This window comes from Paenibacillus litoralis, assembly GCF_046244365.1.
Taxonomy (GTDB): domain Bacteria; phylum Bacillota; class Bacilli; order Paenibacillales; family NBRC-103111; genus Paenibacillus_V.
Map to the genome: position 1 here is coordinate 726,907 of NZ_CP176395.1, position 20,678 is coordinate 747,584.

Here is a 20,678-nt window from a genome sequence, read left to right on the forward strand (position 1 = left end):
GTTCAATAATGACAGGAAGAACAACAACATAGGTGCTAAAAGGAGACGATGATCATGAAACGCATACACCAATTGAATAACGGAATCAGCCCGGCTGAGCAGCTCCACGAGGCTTTGAAGAAGCGCGGCTTCTTAAGCTCCGTTGATGGAGACCTTGTGCTTGTATCGGGTGGGAACGGTTGTAACGATTACAGCGACCTGCGTCAATTTCTTGAAGGAAACGGGATACCAGCTTGTTACTCGGGAGAGCAGGTGCAAATACTGTGCCCAGTGCTGCCGGGTACATACATGGCCAAGCTATCAGCCTTGCCTGTCCGTTACAGCCGACCGAACATCCCGAATGGGTTTCACTCCTGGAGAGCTTTCACAAAAAGGAATCATGGCGTCAAATGGAATACGCTCTCGCTTGATCGGGGTATCGCCTATCTGGTCAAGACGATGAGCGAAGCGGGGATACTCGTCACCGGAGGTTGCGACGGGCATGGGCGGCAGGAGCCGCGGGTGTATTTTGCAAGTGCGTATGCGGCTGCATGGTTTGATGTGATCCGGAGGAATTCGTTTGCTGAGTTCAAGCTTAATTACCGCTGGGAGGTCGTGGAGGGATCGGATAATACCAGCCCAAGGCTGCAGGCGGTACGTGAGCAAGACTCGCCATGGAGCATGCGGATGATCCGCGAAGACGCGATGACGCTCGGCGATTGGCTGCGCAAGGACGCCGATCGCTTGCGGAGGGCTCGCCGTGAGACGTTCAAGAATAGAAGCATGAAGTTGGATGCGGAGCGGATGTCGGCGAGCTTCACCGGGCTGTGCAGCTGGATGGAGAATATGACGAACCCAAGGGAGAGGGATTCGAATGAGCAGAGCGATTGCAATGGACGTGAACATGAGGGCAGCTATGAGGGCGCGGTTTGAGAACGATCTTTACCGGCTGCTGATGATTACGGCACCTAGCGGGTATGAAGCGCCGGTTGCCCGGTTCTTGGTAAAGAGGCTTACGAATGTGACGGATGAAATGTATACGGATGCTTATGGCAATCTTCTGGGTGAGCGGTGCTTCGGTAGCGGGAACGGTCCAACCGTGCTGCTCTGCGCCCATATGGACACGGTATGGGTAGATCCTGGCCGCGGTATTAGCTGCCGGGGCGATATTTGGTCAAGCACGAGCGGGCCGCTGGGAGCTGATGACCGGGCCGGAATTGCGGTTATTATTACCGTAATGGAGAATCTGGAGGAGGCGGGGTTTAACGGAAAGGTCAAGCTGGCCTTCACAAGGGAGGAGGAAATCGGACGCATCGGCTCGAATGAGATTGATCCGGTATGGCTCGGCGGGGCGGATCTAGCTATAGTCGTGGATCGAAGGGGCTCGCGGGATATTGTCGTCCGGAACGGGCTGATGGATTTCTGCGATCAAGAGATGGCGGATTACTTCGAGCGAACCGGAGCGCGTTGCGGCATGCCTGACTGGAAAGCCGTTCGGGGCGGTATCAGCGACGCTATGACCTTTGCCAAGCACGGCATACCAAGCGTCAACCTATCGGCGGGCTACAAGGATGAGCATACGGAAGAGGAGACGATGAACGTCGAGCATGGGCTTGATACCGTGAGGTTTGTTTTGGCGGCGGTGACCGATTACCGGCCCTAATCTGCGTAATAATAGAAGGAAAACAAAGGCCTATGTCGAAAAATAGGATTGTAGTGCGATCAATGCAAATACCGAGGCTGTGGGGGCTTGATATGCTGCTCATTACAACCGTAAGAGCTAGAGGGGCTTCGATTTATAATTGCAGCCAAAAACAAGATCATGTCGAGAAAAGCTTCTGTGTAAACGGGGCTTTTTTCATTACTGGGGGGAAATGGTAATGTCGTTGCAAGAGTACCTGGTTCAAGGAATCGGCGTGTTGCGGTCCGAAGTAAGAAGAGATTTCCCGCTCTATCGAATTGACGAAGTAAGCGATGGCCGTGACGAATACGACGCGCTTAATCGGTTGGTGAAGCGGTACGTAAAGCAATATCATGTATCAGAAGATGATTTTTATGTTGAAGTGCGGCTGCGGCCGACAGGCAGGAGCGGATCTACCCTATTTTTCCCGGAGCAAAAAAATGAACATGCAAATAATAAAGGGCTTCTTTCCCGATTCTGGATTCGCTTTTCATTATCCGAAACGGAAGAGGAATTAAAAGGATATGGGGAGCACTTTAATCAGTTTGTGCAAGAGAAACAATTCAGCGATGGATCGCTTGCCAGAATGCGTGCGCGATACGCAAACCACTTGCATCATATTCGAACCGGGAAGGTGGTACCCGAAAGCTTTCAATTGAAAGCCGGGACGGGATCGCCGGAAGAGGTGGCGTCATTCTGCGGCGTGCAGGCGGCCCGCTTCTTACGCAGCTTTGGTTATCGAGTATTCAAGAACGTAAAAGGATATACCGTGGAATCGCTAGGCTGTCAAAATCGCTTTTTTCATGAAGGCAAGTCACAGTTGCTTTCTGCTGTTGAGTTGGTTATGTACTGGCAATGGGTAACGGGAATTAGAAATGTGAATGTAGACGATGTGTTGTACGATATGGGATACGTCATGGACAACCGGGAAGAAGAGTACGAACGGATTTTGAAGGGAAAAGGCATCGCTGCCTATGTAGTGAAAGATGACGCGGGAGCCCCGAGTATCTGTGTCGTTAAAGAGCAATATGAGGAAGCGTATGGAATTCTCAGTGGTATGCATGCGCGGCTCGTGGACGACTACACCGATCCGGATGTAATTTCGAGGAGTCGTGACGGATTCGATGATAACTACTATCATAACCTCAATAACATGATGGAGAAATGAATAGCTGTCTTTTCCAGATGCAGCACGTTGTTTAGATGACTTGTAATCGACGGGACAGGGAGCTATTTAAGGGAATTCTCACAGGAGATCGAATGTGACCAAGGTAATCAAGAAGCCCTGACGGCTTAGCCGTCAGGGCTTCTTGATTAAAGAATTACTTAGCGTCGGACTCGATCACGATGTTGCCTACTACGCTAGCAACCGTAGCGTTGTCGTTTACTTCGACTTTTACGTCGATGCTGCTTTTTACGCCGCTGTTCAGGTCGAAAGTGAAGGAAGTATTGTCGTTCGTAAGCGTCGTCCAGACGTTCGTACCGCTTACTTTGGCGCTGATGACGACACCGGCAGGAACCGAAGGGTATTTCACTTTAACCGAAACGTTGTCGGTGGAGTTGTTTTTTACGTCGAACAGGGAGTTCCAAGTGTACGCGCTGTTCTTTTGCAAACCGAAGATGGCGCCGTCTTTACCTTTACCGAAGTTGAAGGAAAGCTTGCCGTCTGCGCCGATAGCAGCCGTTAAGTCTTTATGGCCGATGGTTGCGTTGTCAGCCGTCAGCGCCAGCAGGGCGTTGTTCGTGTTCGCTACCGTCAGAGTCGAAGCGTTTGTTACCGTTGCGCTCGTATAAGCGAAAGCTGCCATTACGCTTGCTACGCACAACATTGCGATTACTGCCAATAAACCTTTTTTCATGATTTGTTGCCTCCATTTTTTTTTTTTTTTTGAATTTAAGCGGGAGCTCTTGATTTCATTATGCCGGGAATCCCGCTCATTCGCGCCCCGCCAAAGAGTGATCTTTAAACGGGAGCGGTATACTCTTCGGCACTACCAATGGACACCCGCCGCTAGCCCGATCTCCGGGAAGGTCTGGTCCCAGAGAGGGGGGCGAATTATCCTTTCGTACCATCGGCATTCCGGACAAAGAAAAAGCCCGCGATCCCGTAGGACGCGAGCTTCCGGAGCTTTAGAACAGTTTAACTTTAGACTCTACGATAATGTTGTAGTTTTGTGCGCCCGTAGGAGCCGTACCATTCGTATCCATCTTAATATCTACCGCTCTCTCTTCTCCCGGCAGAAGAATGATCGTTGTCAGAGCAGCCGCAATGTCGTTCGTACCGAGCGGAACCCATTCGTTCAGCAAGCCGAAAAGGCGAATCGACCGGATGGAATCATTCACGCCGCTCAAGCTTTGGTCTTCGCGGAATTGAACGACGATGGTTTCATTGGAGTTGTTTTTTACTTTGAACAGCTTTTCCCACTCGTACGTGCTGTTGCGCTGCAGACCGAAGGTTTGGCCTCCCAGCCCCTTACCGAAGTTGAACGTCAGCTTGCCGTTCTCGTAACTGGCCGTACGGTCTTTGTTCCCGATGCTGTTGGCGTCGGCTGCAATGAGCGCAACCAAAGCTTCGTTCGTGTTCTTTACATTCAGCGTGGAAGCATTCGTTACGCTGGCGCTGCTGTAAGCCATGGCAGCCATCAATCCGCCGATCGCGAGCAGCACGACGATCATCATTAACCCTTTTTTCATCAGTAAATACTCCTTTGTATGAACGTAGTAAAAGCATGTCCTCATTATGGCAGCAATCCTAAGCTAGCTCATCACGCCACGGTATAGCTTTTGTCAATCGGGAAGTGTACTCTTTCTTTGTTCCTTTGACGTATGCCAATAGAGCGGAGGAGGGGGCGGACTTATCCTTTCGTACCAGACGCTCCCCCGCTTCGGAGGGGTCATTCGGGATTGGCGTTTACGCTATAATAAAACCGATAGGGGTGTTCACTAGGTGAAAATACTTTCGCGGTCTTTCAACGTTATCATTTATATCATCATTGCCTTTACGCTAACGGCATCCGTCGGTTCGGTTATTCTGAAGCACCCTTATTTAATATCTGTGATTCGTTCCAACAGCATGTACCCGCTATTCGAGCGGGGCGATATGGTCATGATCAGCAGAGTATCTGCAGCGGATAGCGTTAAAATAGGTGATATCGTCGTCTTCAAAACGGAAACCGGTTCTTACGCAACCAAAGGATGGATTATTCACCGCATCATCGGCGGGGACGAGCGGCAGGGTTACATCACGCAGGGCGATAATAACGAACAAACCGATCAGGCCGTGGGGGGAGCGCCGCCTATCAAGCGGGAATGGATCGCCAGCAAAGCGATGACGTTCGGCAGCAGCCCGGTCGTGCTGAAGCGGATCGGCTTTATCCCGCTCTGGGCGGAGTCGTTTCGGACCAGCCCGTATGTGCTTCCTGGGATTGCGGTTATTCTCGCCGCCATTCTCGGGGTAGGAGAGCTAGTCAAAGGGCGCAGGCGGAAAAAAAAGAAAAAAAGACGCGGTCGCTTCGATATGCAGCTAATTTATGTTTTTAGCGGATTAACGCTTTCCGTTGTTATAGGCGCAACGATGCTGACTTCCAGCCAGTTTGTTAAGGTCGTTTATGAGGTATCGAGGGATTCCAAAGGCGTTATCATGGGCAGCGATGTCGGGATCATGCTTTTGGGGGAGCAGATCGAACGTCCGCTGGTTGATTTGGACAATAAAAGCTTCATCCCTCTCGTTGCGTCCGTGCATACGAATGATCCTCAAATCATTCCAAGCCATAGCAGCCTCACGCTCAGTCCCAAACAATCGGTCCAAACGACGTTTAAGGTGACCGCCGAGCATGCCGGCAAGTACGAGTCATCCATTCGCGTGACGATGTTTTATCCGTTTTTGCCGAAAGCTGTCATCCATGCTCTCGATCGGACCAGCTTTTGGCTTGCTCTCGCCGTAATATCCGTTATACCCGGGTTACCGATCATGCTGATTCCGTTATTCGATGCTAAGCTGCGGGGCAAAACCATAAGCGAGCTTCGCCGGACAGCTCGTCGCCTTTCCCGCAAATGGGCATAACCATTCCTTATCCCATACGTAAAAAAGAAGCTTTCGGATATGCATCCGCGAAGCTTCTTTTTTAAAGTCTCAGGAAGTACATCCTCCGCTGATTGTTCGACTTCTCGGTAAACACGCCGTCAAAAGACGGCGAAGCCGTTTATCCTTAGGCTGGCTGAGAAGCGGATTGAAGGTTACCCATCGCCTTATAGCCGTACATGCAGCTTCCGTCCAAAATGAAATAGGTCACGACTTCTTCGTCCGACTCCTGAAGACGGAGTAGAGGAAGCTCTTTCTCCTCCGCCATCTGCAGCAGCATATCGAACGACTGAAGGCGGATAAACCGATTTTCCTCCGGTAGGGAAAATTCGGCCAGATGAATCAGCCTCTTGGCCAGCTTCTTATCGATGGCCGCCGATTCGGAACTCCCGCCATCTCCTTGTTTGCGGCGCATGACGACCAGACCGCCCAGTAATGCTGACAAAAGCAATGCTCCGGCAGGAAAAATCGATCTTGCTAACGGAATGGAGATCGCTGCACCGAGTACCTCAAGACTTTGAGGCGTTGAACTCGTCTTCTCCGCTGCGTACTCTTTGGCGTACTCTTTATTACCGATCATTTTCAAGTAGTTGTTTACATATTCGAAATTCAATTCGGGTGACTGGTCGACGGGGAATGTCCGATCCTCGTACTTGATCTGTCCGTCCAGCAGCGGCTTGATCTTGATGGTATATTTCTGGGGCTTAAGTTGCGTTTCTTTCTCCACGCGGGCAATAAAGTCGATCATGGACTCCAGGTTTATGGAAATACTGTCTTGAACCACCTGAAGCTCCTTTCCTGTGGCTTCAAACAACGTTTTGCCCTTCAATTCATATTCCTTTTGCCACATCTGATCGGCGGTCAATGTCATGAGGACTCGGTAGCTGCCGCTGACCGCGATATCCTTCTGCGCCTTAAGAGCGTAGTTTATGTTGACCGGCACCGATTTTGTAATTCGTGCAAAAATGACCATATCGGGCGTGATGATTTCGTTCTTGGGATAAAGGGCGCTGGCCGTTACCTCTGCCTTATAGTCCAATCGAACGTTACTGTTTATTTGATTCTCCACCGTCTTCCGGACTTGGACGGCCGGTTTAAGAAACGCTTGAACGGATAGGATCGACAGGAACAGGGTCGAAATCCCCAAAACGGTTAACAATATTTTACGCTTGATACGCAAACCGTTAAGCCTAGGCAGCTTTTGCAAGTTGATCATGGATGAATCGTCTCCCTAATCCATTATTCCGTACAATCAGAAGCTGACGGGAACCTTGGATTCCCATTGGTTTTTGGACAAACCTTTGGCTAGAGAGAATAAAGCGGCTTGTGTCCGGTCGGTAAGCTCCAGCTTGGAAAGGATTTGGCTCACATGCTTCTTGACGGTGAATTCCGTGATGACCAGCTTGCGGGCGATATCTTTGTTGCTCAAACCCTCGCCTAGCGCGCTCAGTACCTCGCGTTCCTTAGGCGTTAGCGTAATCAAGCCGTCATCCTCAGGGATGTCCGTCCGCATCATCAACTCCATTAAACCGGGATCGTAGTACTTGCGTCCTCTGGCAATAAGACGAACGGCGTAGAGCAGCTCCTCGGGCAAAGCTTCTTTCAGTACATAGCCGTCTGCGCCGATTTCCTGCGCTCTACGAAAATCATGCTCATTCGTCGACGACGTGAGGATGACGCATTTGCAGGAATACCGGCTGCGAATCTGTTCGACAAGATCCAGTCCGTTTTCGCGGCCGAGCCTCAGATCGATCAATGCCAAATCCGGCTCCGTCGAGCGAACCATTTCAAGAGCCTCCGAGATGGTTTCCGATTCCCCGCACAAGGAGACATTCGGCTCAAGAGAAAGCACGGAGGAGAGCCCTTTTCTAACCAATGGATGATCATCGACAATCATTACTTTCACGATTATGCACCTTCCTTTCTTAACGGCATTTCGGTTGGAATGGGAATGCTGATATCGATATCGGTGCCTGTGCCGATCCTGCTTGTTAGCCGGAACGTTCCGTTCAAAAAATGTACCGCATGCCGCATGTTTTCCATGCCTAGGCCTCTGTAGCCCGCATCGCCGCGTCCGTAATCGAGCAGCTGCGTGTCGAAGCCTGCCCCGTTGTCCGATATATGCAGGCGTGCTTGCTCGGGCTCGACCTCCAAGGTAACGGCAATTTCCGAGCATCGCCCATGCCGCACGGCATTTCCCGTCGCTTCGCAAATTACGCGGTAGAGCGCTTTTTTTGCAGAAATCGAAAGGGCTTCTTCCCCACCGTTTACATGACAATTCACTTTGATTTTATTTAGCTTGGCCAAATCCTTTAGGAAAGCTTGAATGCGCTCGTAGAACAATGATTCTTCTTTCTTCCTCGAGCTTAGCTGGTAGATGGTCGAGCGGAGCTCATGCATGACCGTTTTAGCCGTATCCGCTATATGCTCGAATTCCTCCTTAAGCTCGGGTTTGCCAAGCTCGTTCCATCTCAACTTCATCGCATGAATGGCATAGACGATCCCGAAAAGCCGCTGTGAAACGCTGTCGTGCATGTCGTTCGCGATCCTGTTCTGCTCCTCGGTTATCAGCAATTCCCCGGCTAACTCATCCAAGTGAACCCTTTCCAAAATAAGCGCGCTTAGCTCCGCCAGGAAGGTTAACTGCTTCATGGAATGAGAGTGGAGCGTCTTCCAGGTCTGCTCGTCCGTCTCAATGCCTACGCGTCCGATATAGCGGGACGGCGTCTGGACGGCAACCGTGAAATAGGTTACCCCATCCAGCTCCCATTCACGGGGCGAAGCGTAAGAAGCGTCCGTTAACGTATGAACGTGCCTGTTCATCGCCTCATCCAATTCCAGCTTGGTTGGAGAGGTGGCCAGCTGATCGGATTCGCCGTCGTAAGGGGCCAGCCAGAAGAAGGCGCTGCGCGCCTGGGTAAGCTTGACCGCATAATCGGCAAACGTTCGAATCAACGCTTCCTTGTGATGCTCCGACGCGGATGCTTCCACAATCTGGTACAACGACATGATGTGATTCATTTGCGTTTTGAGCTGCGAGGCTTGATGATCCAGTTCCTTCGTTAAATGGCCGAGAAGCTGAACGGCGAGCGTTATAAGTAAAAAAACGAACAGTTGACTGGCGTTATCCGATATAAGCGCTCCGATTCCCAGTTGCTTAGGGTTATGAAAGTATTGCGTAAATAAGGTGCCTGCCGTAATGTAAACCGCTAGGTATAGCCAGCAAAACGCTCTCGGCAGGAAGCTGGCAGCCACCAGAACGGGATTGAGCGCATACCATATAAACGGGCTCGCCAATCCTTCGGTCGGCAAGAGCAGCAGCAAGATACCGATCGTTTCAAATAGGATAAGCAGCTTCAAGGCCGGCAGCATTTCACGGTAATGGGCATACATCCGGTTCACCAAGCCCGCCGCGAAGAGTAGCGAGACTACAACGCCGATCTTGAACACAATCGGTGCATCCGGACCGCTAAGTACGTAGTACAGGGAGGTCAAGAACCAAGACGCATATCTGTAAAAAATGATGATTCGCAGTACGCCGGAGCGTGTACCGCTTGCTTCTCGCATTAGGTTCATCAGCGGCTTGTGAGCGGTTCGCCGAAGCTTGGGGGGGCTGTGAGTGCGTTGCTGCCGGAGATAACGTTAACAGAGCCGTTCGATGATTTTGCTTCTTGCGGTGGAGGCAATTCTGCTGCGGGTTCTAGGGAGCGGTTTGAAGCGGGCGTTGTTCCGGCGGCGATAGCCGGTTTGCCGCTGCTGCCGAATTCTAAAGATTCGTCCGATGGAGGAACGCTCGGCATGTTGTCCTTCCGGTTTGCGTTAGCCGGGCTTTTCTTGGGCTTCGGAATGGCATTTGCTTTCATGTTCAGCTCGATATTGGCCTGTCCGCCGTTCCAGGCCATCTCCACAGGTACGTTAAAATCGAGATCCGCCTTATCCGTTATGCCGGTGACGATTATGGTAAAATAAGCGTTTTCACCTGGCGCGAAGTCTTGGCCGTAGGTAACGGCCGTAACGCCATTCCCGTTATGCAGCTCCTTAGAAGCAATCAGCATCGGAACCTCCATCCTGTTCGTCACTTCGACAGCGAAGGACATGCTTTCCGCGCCTTCCTCGTAAATAGCCGCTACGCTTTGCGGCATCTTGATTAGCGCTTCTTCGCCGCCCGAGACGGAAAGGGACGAGTTTCCTTTTACAATGCTTACCGTGTAGCTGGACGCTTGTGTAATCCATGTTGTCGAACCTAATAAAACGGCGAATAACAGAACTTGCTTCCGCATGGCGCTTCTCCTTCCGGCAAAAAAACTGAGGGGGGAAAATACCCAAATAAAAACCCAATCCGCAAAATAACGGATTGGGTCGGTTGCACCAGTTACTCCACATGTCCCTGGTGCCCAGGTAAATAGAACATGTATCATCGTATCCCCATATTTCATATTTTTACATGATTGTACATGAAGGAAATCGCAATAGTTGTCGATTAATGTCGAGTCGTTTATAAAGATTTGATAAAGAGGACTCATGTGCAATATTGTTCAACAAAAATCTGCGTCTTTCGTCATACGATAACATGGACCGAAAAGGACAAGCGTGCTGCTTTCCATACCGTAGATCAGAATGTCGTTGATCCCAAGTAAACTACAGCTGCCGTTTCTCAACCAGCCATTTCCGGAGATCCGATCGAAAGTCGACCTCAATGGCGATTGTCCTCGAGAATCCTCGCTTTTTGGATGGAGAGTTGAGCGGTCTCTAGCGTCGCCTAATCGCTCGCCCGTGCGTTTTCCGACGGAATGGTCTCAACTCGGCCGCCTTATCTATAAACATGACAGGAAACTATAGAGTTTGGCCATTATTTTCTATATCCGGTGAGACGCTTAAACGATAGGCTTGTGTAAATGAAAGCGCTATTATCGAGGTCGGACGGCTGTCTCCTTGCTTTGGAATCGGGGCCGGGATGCGATCCCGAGCCTTCTTCTTTTTCGTTCGTCCTCCGCTCGTTTGATTTATAATCGGAATAAGTCTTTTACGTAGAGAGGGGTGGCGTGATGCGCGAGAACAGAAATATGCCGGCCTTCCGAAAGGCCTACTCCGTCTTCTTTTCGCTGCGAAACGTTTTGGTATTTACGTACATCGTTTTGTCCGTCTTGATTATCGCCGTATTTTCGGGCATCACGATTCGCGTCTCGGAGAAAATCATAACGGAGAAGGAGAACCGGGCGGTGCTAAGCTCGCTGCAGAACATAGCGGACCGGATCGATCTGAAAATCGACGAGTACGCGAATCAGATGATCGCGCTCGCTTATGAAGCTTCCGTACAAACGCTGCTGAAATCGAATGCGCTTACAGACCTGGGGCGGTTCGAGCTGATCAACGGCCTGTACGCCAAACTATTCGACATGAACGTAACCCATTCCGAAATCCAGTCGATCGTAATAATGGACCGGAACGGGACGAAATATACCGTAGCCAATCAGAACAACAGCTTGGAGGAAATGCTGAAACATTACTACGGATCTCCTTTGAGCGAGAGGGTGGACGAACGGGAGGGCGGCTTGTACATCGACTTCTCGGGCATCTATTCGGGAGACCGTAATCATATTTTGCTGATCAGAACGATCAACGAGCTGCGCGGGAAGGAAGCGCTTGGCTTGATTGCGGTCAGCATCAAGAAGGAAGCGCTGGAAAACATACTGTTTCAGGATCCCGCCCTCCGGCTGAACAGGCTCATCGATTCGAACGGGCTTGTCGCTTCCGACGCCCATAAGCAATTGCGCGGGTCGATTAATGACATTAATATTCAATCCCATATGCAATCCGGACCTTCCTTCGCGGCGGAGCTGGACGGAGAATCCTTCTTCATCACCTACCTGCAGAACAAGAGATATCCGTATACGATAATCAATCGCGTGCCCGAGCATTTGATCTATAAGGACGTCGCGTATATCAAAAAAACGATCCTGTACTTGATACTGTTCATGCTGTGCGCGGTCGCGACCATCGCGTTCTTCCTATCCAAGTCGCTGGTACGGCCGATCGGCAGGCTGATCCGGCTCATGAGCCGCGTCAGGCGCGGCGACCTGAACGTGAAAATGGAGCGTATGCCGCACAACGAGATAGGGATTCTAGCCGACAATTTCAACCAGATGGTGGACACGCTCCGCAACAGCATTCCGATGCGGAAAGAACGGCTGATCGGCAAGCTGCTGCTGGGGAGAGTTGCAAGCGAGGAGTACCGGCTTCAAGCCGCCGAGTTGGGGCTGCCGGGCGAAGAGATGGCAGGCTGCGCGATCGTCATCGAAAGGTATGAACGAGGCGGAGAAGCGCTTGCCGCCGTTTCCGTCGACGAGATGGAAATGTTCCTGCAAGAATGGCTGACTGCAGCCGGGTCTGCCGCTTTGCTCTATGTGCTGGATAACCGCCGCATCGTGGCGATCGTGCAGGACGCGGAAGCGGGGCTCATCGTCCGGCTGCATGAAGCTCTTCATGAGGAGCGGGGCATTTGGTCCGCTATCGGGGTCGGACGTTCCTACCGCGCGTACGAGAAGCTGCACGATTCGTACAACGAAGCGCTCGAAGCCCTCCGCTACAAGCATTTGTTCGGCGCGAACGAAATCATTTACATAAGCGATATTCAGGTGAAGGATTACAACTACGAACAGCTTGACGCCATGGAGGATGAAATCGTTCAGGCGGTCAAATACATGCAGGAGAAAGAGCTGTTAGCGAGCATGGATGCCCTGTTCACTCTGTTCAAGGAGCAATTTGTAAGCCGCGAGACGATGGTTCGTACGATCACGAACATTTATTTTAAACTGTTGCGGCTGATGAGCGGCCTCCGTATCGATCTGTTGGGCAGCGACCGCTCGGTTGCTCCCGTTCCTTCGTTGGAGAAGGTGACCCGGCCGGAGCATACGCAGGAGCTGAGACGGGAGTTCGGCGCTTTCCTGCAGGCGGCGGCTTCCTTGATCGGCAGCGAACAGGAAAAGCAGATGAATGCGACGATCACGAAAGCCATTCGCATTATCCGGGAACGGTATTCGGACAGCGAGCTGTCGGTTGGCAGCATTTGCAAGGAGCTGTTTATCAGCGAAAACTATTTTTCGAAGTTGTTCAAGCAGGAAACGGGCAAAAATTTCTCTCAATATGTATCCTCTTTGCGGTTGGAGGAAGCCAAAGCGCTGCTTCAGCAAACGGATCTGAAAATTAACGAGATAGCCGCCCAGGTAGGCTTTAACGATGCCAATTACTTCAGTCTTTGTTTTAAGGGAGCGTACGGCGTATCGCCCGGCAAGTTCCGCGGTTAGCGGGATGACGGGAGCCGTAATGGGGGCGCTGCGGGCCCCTAAATAAACGGATAACCGATTTTTCGTGCGCGAATCGCCGTTTTTTCTAGACTCTCCCCACTTTTCTATATAGTCATCCGGCCGGACAAAAAGCTAAGCTGTGCGTATGAAAGCGCTGTTATGGCAGCGTCTTCTCAACATAAACCTGGAGGGTTGTCAATGAGAAAGAGAAGGTTTGGACTAGGACTTGTTCTGGCTTCCGTATTATCGGCCGTATCGGTATTAAGCGGCTGCAGCGGCGGGAGCGGCGATGGAAAAAGCGCAGCGGGATCGGCTTCCCCGTCGGCGGGAACGGCGGCGAGTGCGAGCCCGGCGAAGCCGAAGGACGTGGAGCTCACCTTTTGGACGTACCCTGTTCTGAGCTTGCCCGGACAAAAGCCCGGCGAATACAACAATAATTTGGTCGAGAAATTCCAGAAGAAATATCCCAACGTCAAAGTGAAGCTTGAAATCATTCCTTACGACGGAGGCGATCAGAAAGTAAACGTGGCGCTCGCTTCCAACACGGCTCCCGATATACTCAACGATTATCCGGGGCGTACCACCAATTATGCCAAAAGGGGCTACACCGTTCCGTTAAACGATTTGCTGACCCAAGAGCAGCTGGCCAAAATTCCAAAGGATCTGCTAAAAATCGTGTCCCTGCAGGACGGAACGATTTTCAGCTACCCGCAGGGGATCGGGGCAACGATGCTGCTCATCAATAAGTCGTTGGCCGAAAAAGCGGGTGCGGGCGACCTGCTGCCAAAAGGCGATATGCGCACTTGGACGTTCGACGAATTCGAGAAGTTTTTGCAAACCGTCAAGGCCTATCAAGCGAAGCAAAGCCCGGATCTTTATCCGATGCTGCTGTTCGGCTTGAACGAGCAGGGCGATATGCTGTATCACAGCTTTATGGCCGGCTTCGGAGGCAAAAAATATGCGGACGACCGTTCGTCGACGGTGATGAACTCCAAAGAGAACGTGCAGGCGATCGAATGGATTAAATCGTTGGTGGATAAGAAGCTTATCTATCCGAATCCGGAAACCAGGCCGGCGACGATGAGCAACGATTATTTCGTGCAGGGCAAGACCGTTATCGCGCTAGGCAATACGTCGACGATGGATACGGTGCGGAAAGCGAAAGCCGACGGCACGATCAAAGAAGGCTTCGAGATGATGCTTGTTCCGTTCCCGAGCGTACAGAAAGACAAAGGCGTTATCGTGCCTGGCGGCGGACAATTCGTCGTGTTCAACAATAAGGACAAGGACAAAATCGAATACGCCAAAAAGTTCGTGCAGTTTGCGACGACGGAGGATCCGGAGTTCATCATCGCCATGGGCGGCTTCGACGTATACGGAAGAGATGTGCTGGGCGCGACGCCGGATCCGGAGAAAGTATGGCTGTCCAAAGTGGTTACCGATACGAAAAAAATTAACGGTCTTGACCTTTCCTACGACATCGACGGGTATTCCCAGACGAGAGCGGTGTTTTTCCCGGAAATGCAAGCGGTCTTCATCGGCAACAAAACGCCGCAAAAAGCGATGGACGACTACGTCGCCAAGGCGAACAAGATTATTAAAGACGCAGCCGCCACCAAAAAGTAAATTCTAAACAGACAGCGGAGTGGAGTATGCCATGCTGAAAAAACAACTCGTCATCCTGTACAAAGAACGATACGGCTATTTGTTCGTCGCTCCGGCGCTGTTCTTTTTCTTCCTGTTCTATTTGTATCCGATCGCGGACGCGGTCAAAACGAGCTTCTACACGTACACCTACTATGCATCCGGCTTCGCCGGTCTGGAAAATTACAGGTTTTTGCTGCAGGATGACGTTTTTCTGAAGTCGGTCAAAAATACGCTGCTGATCGTCGCCATGCTCGTTCCGACCTCCTTAATAACCAGCTTGTTGATTTCGATCATGATCAGCCAGTTCAAGTCGAAAATGCAAAGCGTTTTCAAAGCGGTGTTCTATATACCGGCCGTCACTTCGATCGTCAGTATTACGTTTATGTGGAAATATTTGCTCAACTACGATTTCGGTTTATTCAATTATATGGCCGGGGCCCTAGGCTTCGATAAAATCAATTATTTGAGCTACGATCTCGCACTGGTGACGACGACGTTCATCGTACTGTTAATCGGGCTCGGCCAGCCGATCGTCATTTTGACCGCCGCTTTGGGCGGGATTCCGACGAGTTTGTACGAAGCCGCAGAGCTTGACGGCGCTTCCTTCTGGCAGAAGCATTTCAGCGTGACGCTGCCGATGCTGAAGCCCGCCATCCTGTTTGTGCTCGTGTCGGGGACGATCGGGGCTTTCCAGCTGTTCGCCATTATTTTGCTGTTTACCGCCGGCGGACCGAATTATGCGACCTCTACTATTTTGCTGCTGCTATACCAAGAGGCATTTACCAACGGGGATTACGGCAAGGGAAGCGCGATGGCGGTCATTCTCAGCTTGATTATCGTCACGATTGCGTGGCTGCAATTCAAATTTCTCAAATCCGATCTCGAGTATTAAGGGGTAAAAGCGATGGTTGACACAAAAAAGCTGGCCGCTGGTTCATTAAAGCTGCTGCTGATCTTGATTGCTTTGTTCTTCCTGTTTCCGTTCTATTGGATGGTGTCCTCGTCGTTCAAGGAAATGTCGGTGGCCTATCAAGTGCCCCCTGAACTTTTTCCGCTGAAGCCGATTGTCGCCAACTATATCAAGCTGCTCGAAACGGAAGCCGGAAGATGGCTGTTCAACAGCATTTCGATCAGCGTCGTGACGACGTTCGCCGTCATCGTCATTTCTTCTATGGCTGCTTATTCGCTCGCCAAAATTCCATTTCGCGCCGGGAAGTACATTTTCTCCTTGCTAGTCGGGTCGATGACCATTCCCGGCGCGGTTCTGCTCATCCCGCAATTCAAAATCGCGATCAGTTTGCATCTGGTCAATACGTACGCCGGGCTGATCGTGCATGCGCTGGCGGCTCCTTATATGATTTTTTTGCTGCGGCAATTTATGATGACCATCCCGAGGGAGCTGCTGGAATCGGCGCGAATCGACGGCTGCGGGGAAGTCGCAACGTTTCTCCGCATTATGCTGCCGCTGTCGAAGCCGGGGCTTGGCGCAATCGCAATCTTCTCGTTCGTGAACAGCTGGAACGATTATATTTGGCAGCTTCTGATCATCAAGGATACGAAAATGATGACGCTCCCGCTCGGCGTCGCCACGCTGATCGACGCGGAGGCGGTCGATTGGGGACTGATCATGGCCGGCTCGGTGCTGGCGTCGCTGCCTGTCATGATCATTTTCGTGTCGTTTCAGAAATACTTCGTACAAGGCCTGACGGTAGGCGCGGTTAAAGGGTAGCGCCGAACGGGATGCGGAAGAAACCCGGAACAAGCAAATATAAGGCGGCTTGACCGTGCATGACAACGGCATATGGAGGGAATATCGTGGGCAGCGTGTGGAAAGAAAAGGGCTTCGAGGATTTTGCAGACGGAACTTTCGGCAACGGCGGGCAAAATCTGTACGTGTCCCGCAAAGGCGTACTGCAGCGCATTTTTCGCTTTGACGTCGATCAGGACGGCTATGCGGATGTTTTATTCGTAAACAGCCAGGACATGGGGGAGCGGCCGCCGGTTTATGTGTACCCGAATCCGTTCCGCCCGGAGGAGCGGCTCGAATTGCCTTCGGCCGGCTCTTACTATGGAGCGATCGGCGATTTGAACGGCGACGGCTACGACGATCTTGTTGTCGCAAACCAGCACAACGGGACGCATGCCGACGTGACGGCCTATATTTATTACGGCTCGCCGGAAGGGCTAAGCGAACGCTACAAAACGGAGCTGCCCGTTCCGAATTGCCGGGCGGTTGCGATCGGCGATTTTAACGGGGACGGCTTGCCGGATATCGCTTTTGCCAGCGGCGGAAAGCTCGTCGTTTATTATCAGACCGCTAACGGCTTTCGTCATACGGACAGCGTAACGATGGACATGGAATTGACGCATATGGCGGCCGGCGATATCGACCGCGACGGCTTCGCGGATTTGTATGTGCGGGCGAAGAACCGGCCTCCGCTTGTGTTGTGGGGAGGCCCGGAAGGGCTGCAGCTGTCGGCCTGCGTGCAGATCGGCGGTGACGATCCCGGCTCTCTGCAGCTGGCAAGCACGACCGCAGGCTGGATGACCTTCGTTGAAGGCTGGGCGCCGAAAATCGTCGAGCTTGGCGGAAAGCCGTTTTTGTTCCGCCAAGAGAACGATGCGGCGGCTTTCTATCCTTGCGGCAGCGACCGGGCGATCGGCGAGCCGCTTGTACTGGGCTGCCGTAATGTCGTATCCGCTGGAGCGGCGGATCTGAACGGCGACGGCTATGGCGAAATCGTACTCGCCGTCTGCGCCGATCGGGATGCGAACGAGCTGTCCTGGATCTATTGGGGCGGCGCGGCAGGCTTCGGGGATGACAGACGGACGGCTTTGCAGACGATCAGCGCGCGCGACGTCAGCATCGGCGATCTGGATGGCGACGGCGTGCCGGAGATCGTCATCTGCCAAGGCCGGACGGACGTGATGAACACGACGGAGTCGCTGATATATCGGGTGCCGGGGCAGGCTGAATGGGCCGAAGCGGCAGGCGATGCAGCTCTACTAGCCGATCCGATTCGGCTGGTTACGCATGACGCCGCGACGGCTTTGATCGGGCGGACTTCGGACGCCGAACATCCGCAGATCATTTTTATCAACCATGTCTCGGGGCGGGTCCGCGGCGACGTATCGGCATACGCATACCTTGGCGGGTCGAATGGCTTCGATGCGGACCGGCGAATTGAATTTCCCGGCTGGGCGGCCGTCGATTCGATCTGCTGCGATTTCAACGATAACGGCTGGGGCGACGTGTTTATCGCCAATTGCGCGGAGAACGCTCCTCATCTCGATCCGGGTTCGTTCCTGTATTGGGGCGGGCCGGAAGGCTTCGATCCGGACCGCAAGCAGATTTTGCCCACGCTGCGCGCGCATGGCAGCGCAGTCGGGGATTATCGCCACAGCGGCTATCTCGATTTGGCAGTCGTCGGCGTGAGCAACCCGGAGCTGCTTATTTTCAGAGGGGGTCCGGACGGCTTCGACACGGCGAATCCGCAGCGCATTTTGATGGATCCGAACATGGAGGAGTATATCCCGGTCAAGGCGCTGCACCCTTACGAGGACCCGGTCGGCATCGCTTACCGGGAGCCCAGATGGATGCTGGCGGCGGATTTCAACAACGACGGCTGGCTGGATTTGTTCGTGTCGCAAATTTTCGGCTACAGCTATATTCTTTGGGGCGGTCCGGAAGGCTATTCAATGGAGCGTTCGACCCGTCTCAATTGCGATGGAGGCATTTGCGCGCAGGCGGCTGATTTGACCGGCAACGGCTGGCTCGACCTGATCGTCGGCGGCCATCTGGTCATGGGCAAGAACGCGAAGTACGAATCGTACATCTACATTTATTGGGGCGGACCCGAAGGGTACCGCGAAGAACGCCGCGCCCAGCTGCCGGCCCATACCGCGAATGCGCTGACGATTGCGGATTTCAACCGGGACGGCATTCTCGATATTTTTGCAACCTCCTACAATAGCGGCCGGGAACGAGATATCGACGCGTACCTGTATTGGGGGCAGCCCGGCGGTCATTTTTCGGCCGAGAATCGGCTGCAGCTGCCCGCCCATTCGTCGTGCGGCGCGATGGCGATCGACTTCGACGAGGACGGCTGGGTGGATCTGGCGATTGCCAACCATAAAACGTACGGCGATCATGTCGGGCATTCGTATGTCATGTGGAACGGTCCGGAAGGTTTTTCGCCGCAGCGGATGACGAAGCTTCCGACCCTAGGTCCGCACGGCATGATGTCGGTCGATCCTGGCAATATCGCGGATCGCGGGGCGGAGGAATTTTACATTTCGAGTGCGCACGAGCTTCCCGAAGGGGAGAAGGTTACCCGTATGGTGTGGGAGGCGGAGCTTCAGCCGAAGACATGGGTGAAGGCGCAGCTGCGTTTCGCCGCCTATCGGGAAGAGCTGGAGCATGCGGCATGGCAGGGACCGGACGGAACTGTGGAAGCATGGTTCGATAACGGGCAAGGGGCGCCGGGCTTGCGGCAAACCGGCCGGTGGGTGCAGTACCGCTTAGCGCTCGGCGCCGTCAACGGCGGCAACAGCCCGCGCGTGACGGAGGTTCGGGTGGAGTCGGAATAGAGATAGGGAAAGCGGCGTAACGGTCAGTACCGAACAAATTTCGGGGCAAGCGCGTTGAAGGAAATATTCGATGGATAGTAGAAAACAGGTAGAAAGGTAGATTAGTATACGGTAGAATGGGGTTAAAAACCGGAGGCTTTGTCATGAAACTGGCTGCTCTTGAGAAAATGAAGCGGGGCGAGCATGCCCTGATCGTCCTGTTGGGAGATTCGATCACCGAAATCAACTATCATCTGCACGGCCACTTGAACTATGCCGGACTCTTGCAAAAGCGGCTGCTCGAGGCGTACGGCCGAAACGCGCTCTTTATTAACGCCGGGGTGAGCGGGAATACGACGAGGAACCTGCTCGCGCGGCTGACGCGGGATGCGCTGCAATTCAAGCCCGATCTCGTCACGCTGATGATCGGCGTCAACGATTGCGGCAAGGGCGTTCCGCTGGAGGAATACGCGCAAAATCTGGAGACGCTGATCGCCTCCATCCGGCAGTCGGGGAGCGAAGTCCTGCTGCTGACCCAGCATCCGCTGCATCCGGGACTGCCCGAAATTGCGGAGAAGTACGGGGAATATCCGGACTTTATGGAAGCGGCTCGAACCGTAGCCAAGCGGCTCGAAGTGCACCTTTGCGATATTTACGAAGGTTGGCAAACGGCGCTCGCCGATCATCCGAACCGGTTCTGGTCGCTCATGAACGATCCGCTTCATCCGAATGAACGCGGACACCGGTTGACCGCACAGCTTGTGCTTGAGACGCTCGGACTCACTTTGGAATAGGGCGGGCTACCGGGCAGGTCAGGGAGAGGCTTTCCTTTGAGGTTGATTTCAAGCCTCCGGGAAAGCTTTTTTCCGTTTGAACAGGTGAAGCAGAAGCTGCTAGTCCCGCCCAAACGATGCCCGGATTTTTTCTTCCGGCCCGATCTATTGTATAATACGTTGGAGTTGTACTTGGCGAAGGAGCGATGACATGTCTGCAGCAAAAGGAACGAAGGAAAACCCGTGGCAATTGAAAACGCCGCCTCTCTCCTCCGACTTTGAAATGTATAAGGATGAGAAAGACGGCAAAGAGATTTTGGTGTGTACGGTAGGGAAAACCGTTCTTCATTACGATTACCGCTGCATTGCCGATCTGCATGCGATGCTGAAAGCGCATGGCGATTGGATGGAGCTTGGCAGCGCGGACGAGCAGAAGCCGGCCAAGGAAGGCACGGTTGAAGCATGGGGCCGGTCGGAGGACAACCCGGTCGGCGGCTGGTACGGCTTAAAAAAAGGGTTTCGCGGACGCTTCGGCATGTACGTGCCGCCGCTTCTGGAAGAGCTCGGCCTTGCCGAAGTCGAGCACAATGCCCGGAACAACCGGATGAGAGCGTTGTAATACGCGAAGCTAACAATATGATTAA

17 protein-coding genes and 1 riboswitch are annotated in these 20,678 nt (G+C 52.8%); of the genes, 11 read left to right on the forward strand and 6 right to left on the reverse strand.

Annotated elements, in window-relative coordinates; translation table 11 throughout:
• The first annotated feature begins 54 nt into the window (after positions 1–54).
• The 3 genes from ACKGJP_RS03175 to ACKGJP_RS03185 all read left to right on the forward strand — a co-directional run bounded on the left by ACKGJP_RS03175 (position 55) and on the right by ACKGJP_RS03185 (position 2,828).
• Entirely contained in the window at positions 55–912 is an 858-nt protein-coding gene (locus ACKGJP_RS03175; protein ID WP_409344242.1) for a hypothetical protein, read from the forward strand.
• A complete protein-coding gene (locus tag ACKGJP_RS03180; RefSeq protein ID WP_409344243.1) occupies positions 854–1,642 on the forward strand; it encodes a M20/M25/M40 family metallo-hydrolase in 789 nt (262 codons plus the stop codon). The genes ACKGJP_RS03175 and ACKGJP_RS03180 overlap by 59 nt, the downstream gene beginning before the upstream one ends.
• 217 nt (positions 1,643–1,859) lie before the next feature.
• A complete protein-coding gene (locus tag ACKGJP_RS03185; RefSeq protein ID WP_409344244.1) occupies positions 1,860–2,828 on the forward strand; it encodes a hypothetical protein in 969 nt (322 codons plus the stop codon).
• A gap of 154 nt (positions 2,829–2,982) precedes the next feature.
• On the opposite strand, the gene ACKGJP_RS03190 is transcribed toward ACKGJP_RS03185, so the two are convergent.
• A complete protein-coding gene (locus ACKGJP_RS03190; protein WP_409344245.1) occupies positions 2,983–3,519 on the reverse strand; it encodes a hypothetical protein in 537 nt (178 codons plus the stop codon).
• 271 nt (positions 3,520–3,790) lie between these two features.
• Positions 3,791–4,354 (reverse strand): hypothetical protein, encoded by a 564-nt coding sequence (locus ACKGJP_RS03195; RefSeq protein ID WP_409344246.1) that lies wholly within the window; start codon positions 4,352–4,354, stop codon positions 3,791–3,793.
• 253 nt (positions 4,355–4,607) lie between these two features.
• Here ACKGJP_RS03195 and ACKGJP_RS03200 point away from each other — a divergent pair, with 253 nt between their 5' ends.
• Entirely contained in the window at positions 4,608–5,723 is a 1,116-nt protein-coding gene (locus ACKGJP_RS03200; RefSeq protein WP_409344247.1) for a signal peptidase I, read from the forward strand.
• Positions 5,724–5,868: 145 nt separating this feature from the next.
• On the opposite strand, the gene ACKGJP_RS03205 is transcribed toward ACKGJP_RS03200, so the two are convergent.
• The 4 genes from ACKGJP_RS03205 to ACKGJP_RS03220 are packed head-to-tail and all read right to left on the reverse strand — an operon-like array spanning position 5,869 to position 10,021.
• A complete protein-coding gene (locus tag ACKGJP_RS03205; RefSeq protein WP_409344248.1) occupies positions 5,869–6,957 on the reverse strand; it encodes a DUF5305 family protein in 1,089 nt (362 codons plus the stop codon).
• A gap of 36 nt (positions 6,958–6,993) precedes the next feature.
• Positions 6,994–7,647, reverse strand: coding sequence for a response regulator (locus ACKGJP_RS03210; protein ID WP_409344249.1), 654 nt, complete (start codon positions 7,645–7,647; stop codon positions 6,994–6,996).
• A gap of 2 nt (positions 7,648–7,649) precedes the next feature.
• The gene (locus tag ACKGJP_RS03215) at positions 7,650–9,317 is read right to left on the reverse strand and encodes a sensor histidine kinase (RefSeq protein WP_409344250.1); all 1,668 of its coding nucleotides are present in this window, start codon (positions 9,315–9,317) and stop codon (positions 7,650–7,652) included.
• Positions 9,317–10,021 carry a hypothetical protein gene (locus ACKGJP_RS03220; protein ID WP_409344251.1) on the reverse strand — a complete coding sequence of 235 codons (705 nt, stop codon included), beginning with the start codon at positions 10,019–10,021 and terminating at the stop codon, positions 9,317–9,319. The genes ACKGJP_RS03215 and ACKGJP_RS03220 overlap by 1 nt, the downstream gene beginning before the upstream one ends.
• Before the next feature lie 68 nt (positions 10,022–10,089).
• Positions 10,090–10,175, reverse strand: a riboswitch (cyclic di-GMP riboswitch).
• A gap of 611 nt (positions 10,176–10,786) precedes the next feature.
• On the opposite strand from ACKGJP_RS03220, the gene ACKGJP_RS03225 reads away from it, so the two are divergent.
• The 7 genes from ACKGJP_RS03225 (at position 10,787) to ACKGJP_RS03255 (ending at position 20,653) form a co-directional block, all read left to right on the forward strand.
• Positions 10,787–13,045 (forward strand): helix-turn-helix domain-containing protein, encoded by a 2,259-nt coding sequence (locus tag ACKGJP_RS03225; RefSeq protein ID WP_409344252.1) that lies wholly within the window; start codon positions 10,787–10,789, stop codon positions 13,043–13,045.
• 198 nt (positions 13,046–13,243) lie between these two features.
• Positions 13,244–14,671 carry an ABC transporter substrate-binding protein gene (locus ACKGJP_RS03230; RefSeq protein ID WP_409344253.1) on the forward strand — a complete coding sequence of 476 codons (1,428 nt, stop codon included), beginning with the start codon at positions 13,244–13,246 and terminating at the stop codon, positions 14,669–14,671.
• A gap of 31 nt (positions 14,672–14,702) precedes the next feature.
• Positions 14,703–15,584 carry a carbohydrate ABC transporter permease gene (locus tag ACKGJP_RS03235; protein ID WP_409344254.1) on the forward strand — a complete coding sequence of 294 codons (882 nt, stop codon included), beginning with the start codon at positions 14,703–14,705 and terminating at the stop codon, positions 15,582–15,584.
• 12 nt (positions 15,585–15,596) lie between these two features.
• Entirely contained in the window at positions 15,597–16,421 is an 825-nt protein-coding gene (locus tag ACKGJP_RS03240; RefSeq protein ID WP_409344255.1) for a carbohydrate ABC transporter permease, read from the forward strand.
• A 59-nt stretch (positions 16,422–16,480) separates the two neighbouring features.
• On the forward strand, positions 16,481–19,282 hold the full coding sequence (locus ACKGJP_RS03245) for an FG-GAP repeat domain-containing protein (RefSeq protein WP_409344256.1): 2,802 nt from the start codon (positions 16,481–16,483) through the stop codon (positions 19,280–19,282).
• Between the two features lie 143 nt (positions 19,283–19,425).
• Positions 19,426–20,055 (forward strand): SGNH/GDSL hydrolase family protein, encoded by a 630-nt coding sequence (locus tag ACKGJP_RS03250; protein WP_409344257.1) that lies wholly within the window; start codon positions 19,426–19,428, stop codon positions 20,053–20,055.
• A gap of 190 nt (positions 20,056–20,245) precedes the next feature.
• Entirely contained in the window at positions 20,246–20,653 is a 408-nt protein-coding gene (locus ACKGJP_RS03255) for a DUF6855 family protein (RefSeq protein WP_409344258.1), read from the forward strand.
• Positions 20,654–20,678 lie beyond the last annotated feature (25 nt).

Excerpts from the sequence above, each read along its gene's own strand:
- ACKGJP_RS03255 (WP_409344258.1), top strand. The coding sequence starts at position 20,246 with ATGTCTGCAGCAAAAGGAACGAAGGAAAACCCGTGGCAATTGAAAACG.
- ACKGJP_RS03180 (WP_409344243.1), top strand. The coding sequence starts at position 854 with ATGAGCAGAGCGATTGCAATGGACGTGAACATGAGGGCAGCTATGAGG.
- ACKGJP_RS03245 (WP_409344256.1), top strand. The coding sequence starts at position 16,481 with ATGACAACGGCATATGGAGGGAATATCGTGGGCAGCGTGTGGAAAGAA.
- ACKGJP_RS03225 (WP_409344252.1), top strand. The coding sequence starts at position 10,787 with ATGCGCGAGAACAGAAATATGCCGGCCTTCCGAAAGGCCTACTCCGTC.
- ACKGJP_RS03235 (WP_409344254.1), top strand. The coding sequence starts at position 14,703 with ATGCTGAAAAAACAACTCGTCATCCTGTACAAAGAACGATACGGCTAT.
- ACKGJP_RS03205 (WP_409344248.1), bottom strand. The coding sequence starts at position 6,957 with ATGATCAACTTGCAAAAGCTGCCTAGGCTTAACGGTTTGCGTATCAAG.
- ACKGJP_RS03230 (WP_409344253.1), top strand. The coding sequence starts at position 13,244 with ATGAGAAAGAGAAGGTTTGGACTAGGACTTGTTCTGGCTTCCGTATTA.
- ACKGJP_RS03215 (WP_409344250.1), bottom strand. The coding sequence starts at position 9,317 with ATGAACCTAATGCGAGAAGCAAGCGGTACACGCTCCGGCGTACTGCGA.
- ACKGJP_RS03240 (WP_409344255.1), top strand. The coding sequence starts at position 15,597 with ATGGTTGACACAAAAAAGCTGGCCGCTGGTTCATTAAAGCTGCTGCTG.
- ACKGJP_RS03175 (WP_409344242.1), top strand. The coding sequence starts at position 55 with ATGAAACGCATACACCAATTGAATAACGGAATCAGCCCGGCTGAGCAG.
- ACKGJP_RS03190 (WP_409344245.1), bottom strand. The coding sequence starts at position 3,519 with ATGAAAAAAGGTTTATTGGCAGTAATCGCAATGTTGTGCGTAGCAAGC.
- ACKGJP_RS03250 (WP_409344257.1), top strand. The coding sequence starts at position 19,426 with ATGAAACTGGCTGCTCTTGAGAAAATGAAGCGGGGCGAGCATGCCCTG.
- ACKGJP_RS03195 (WP_409344246.1), bottom strand. The coding sequence starts at position 4,354 with ATGAAAAAAGGGTTAATGATGATCGTCGTGCTGCTCGCGATCGGCGGA.
- ACKGJP_RS03220 (WP_409344251.1), bottom strand. The coding sequence starts at position 10,021 with ATGCGGAAGCAAGTTCTGTTATTCGCCGTTTTATTAGGTTCGACAACA.
- ACKGJP_RS03185 (WP_409344244.1), top strand. The coding sequence starts at position 1,860 with ATGTCGTTGCAAGAGTACCTGGTTCAAGGAATCGGCGTGTTGCGGTCC.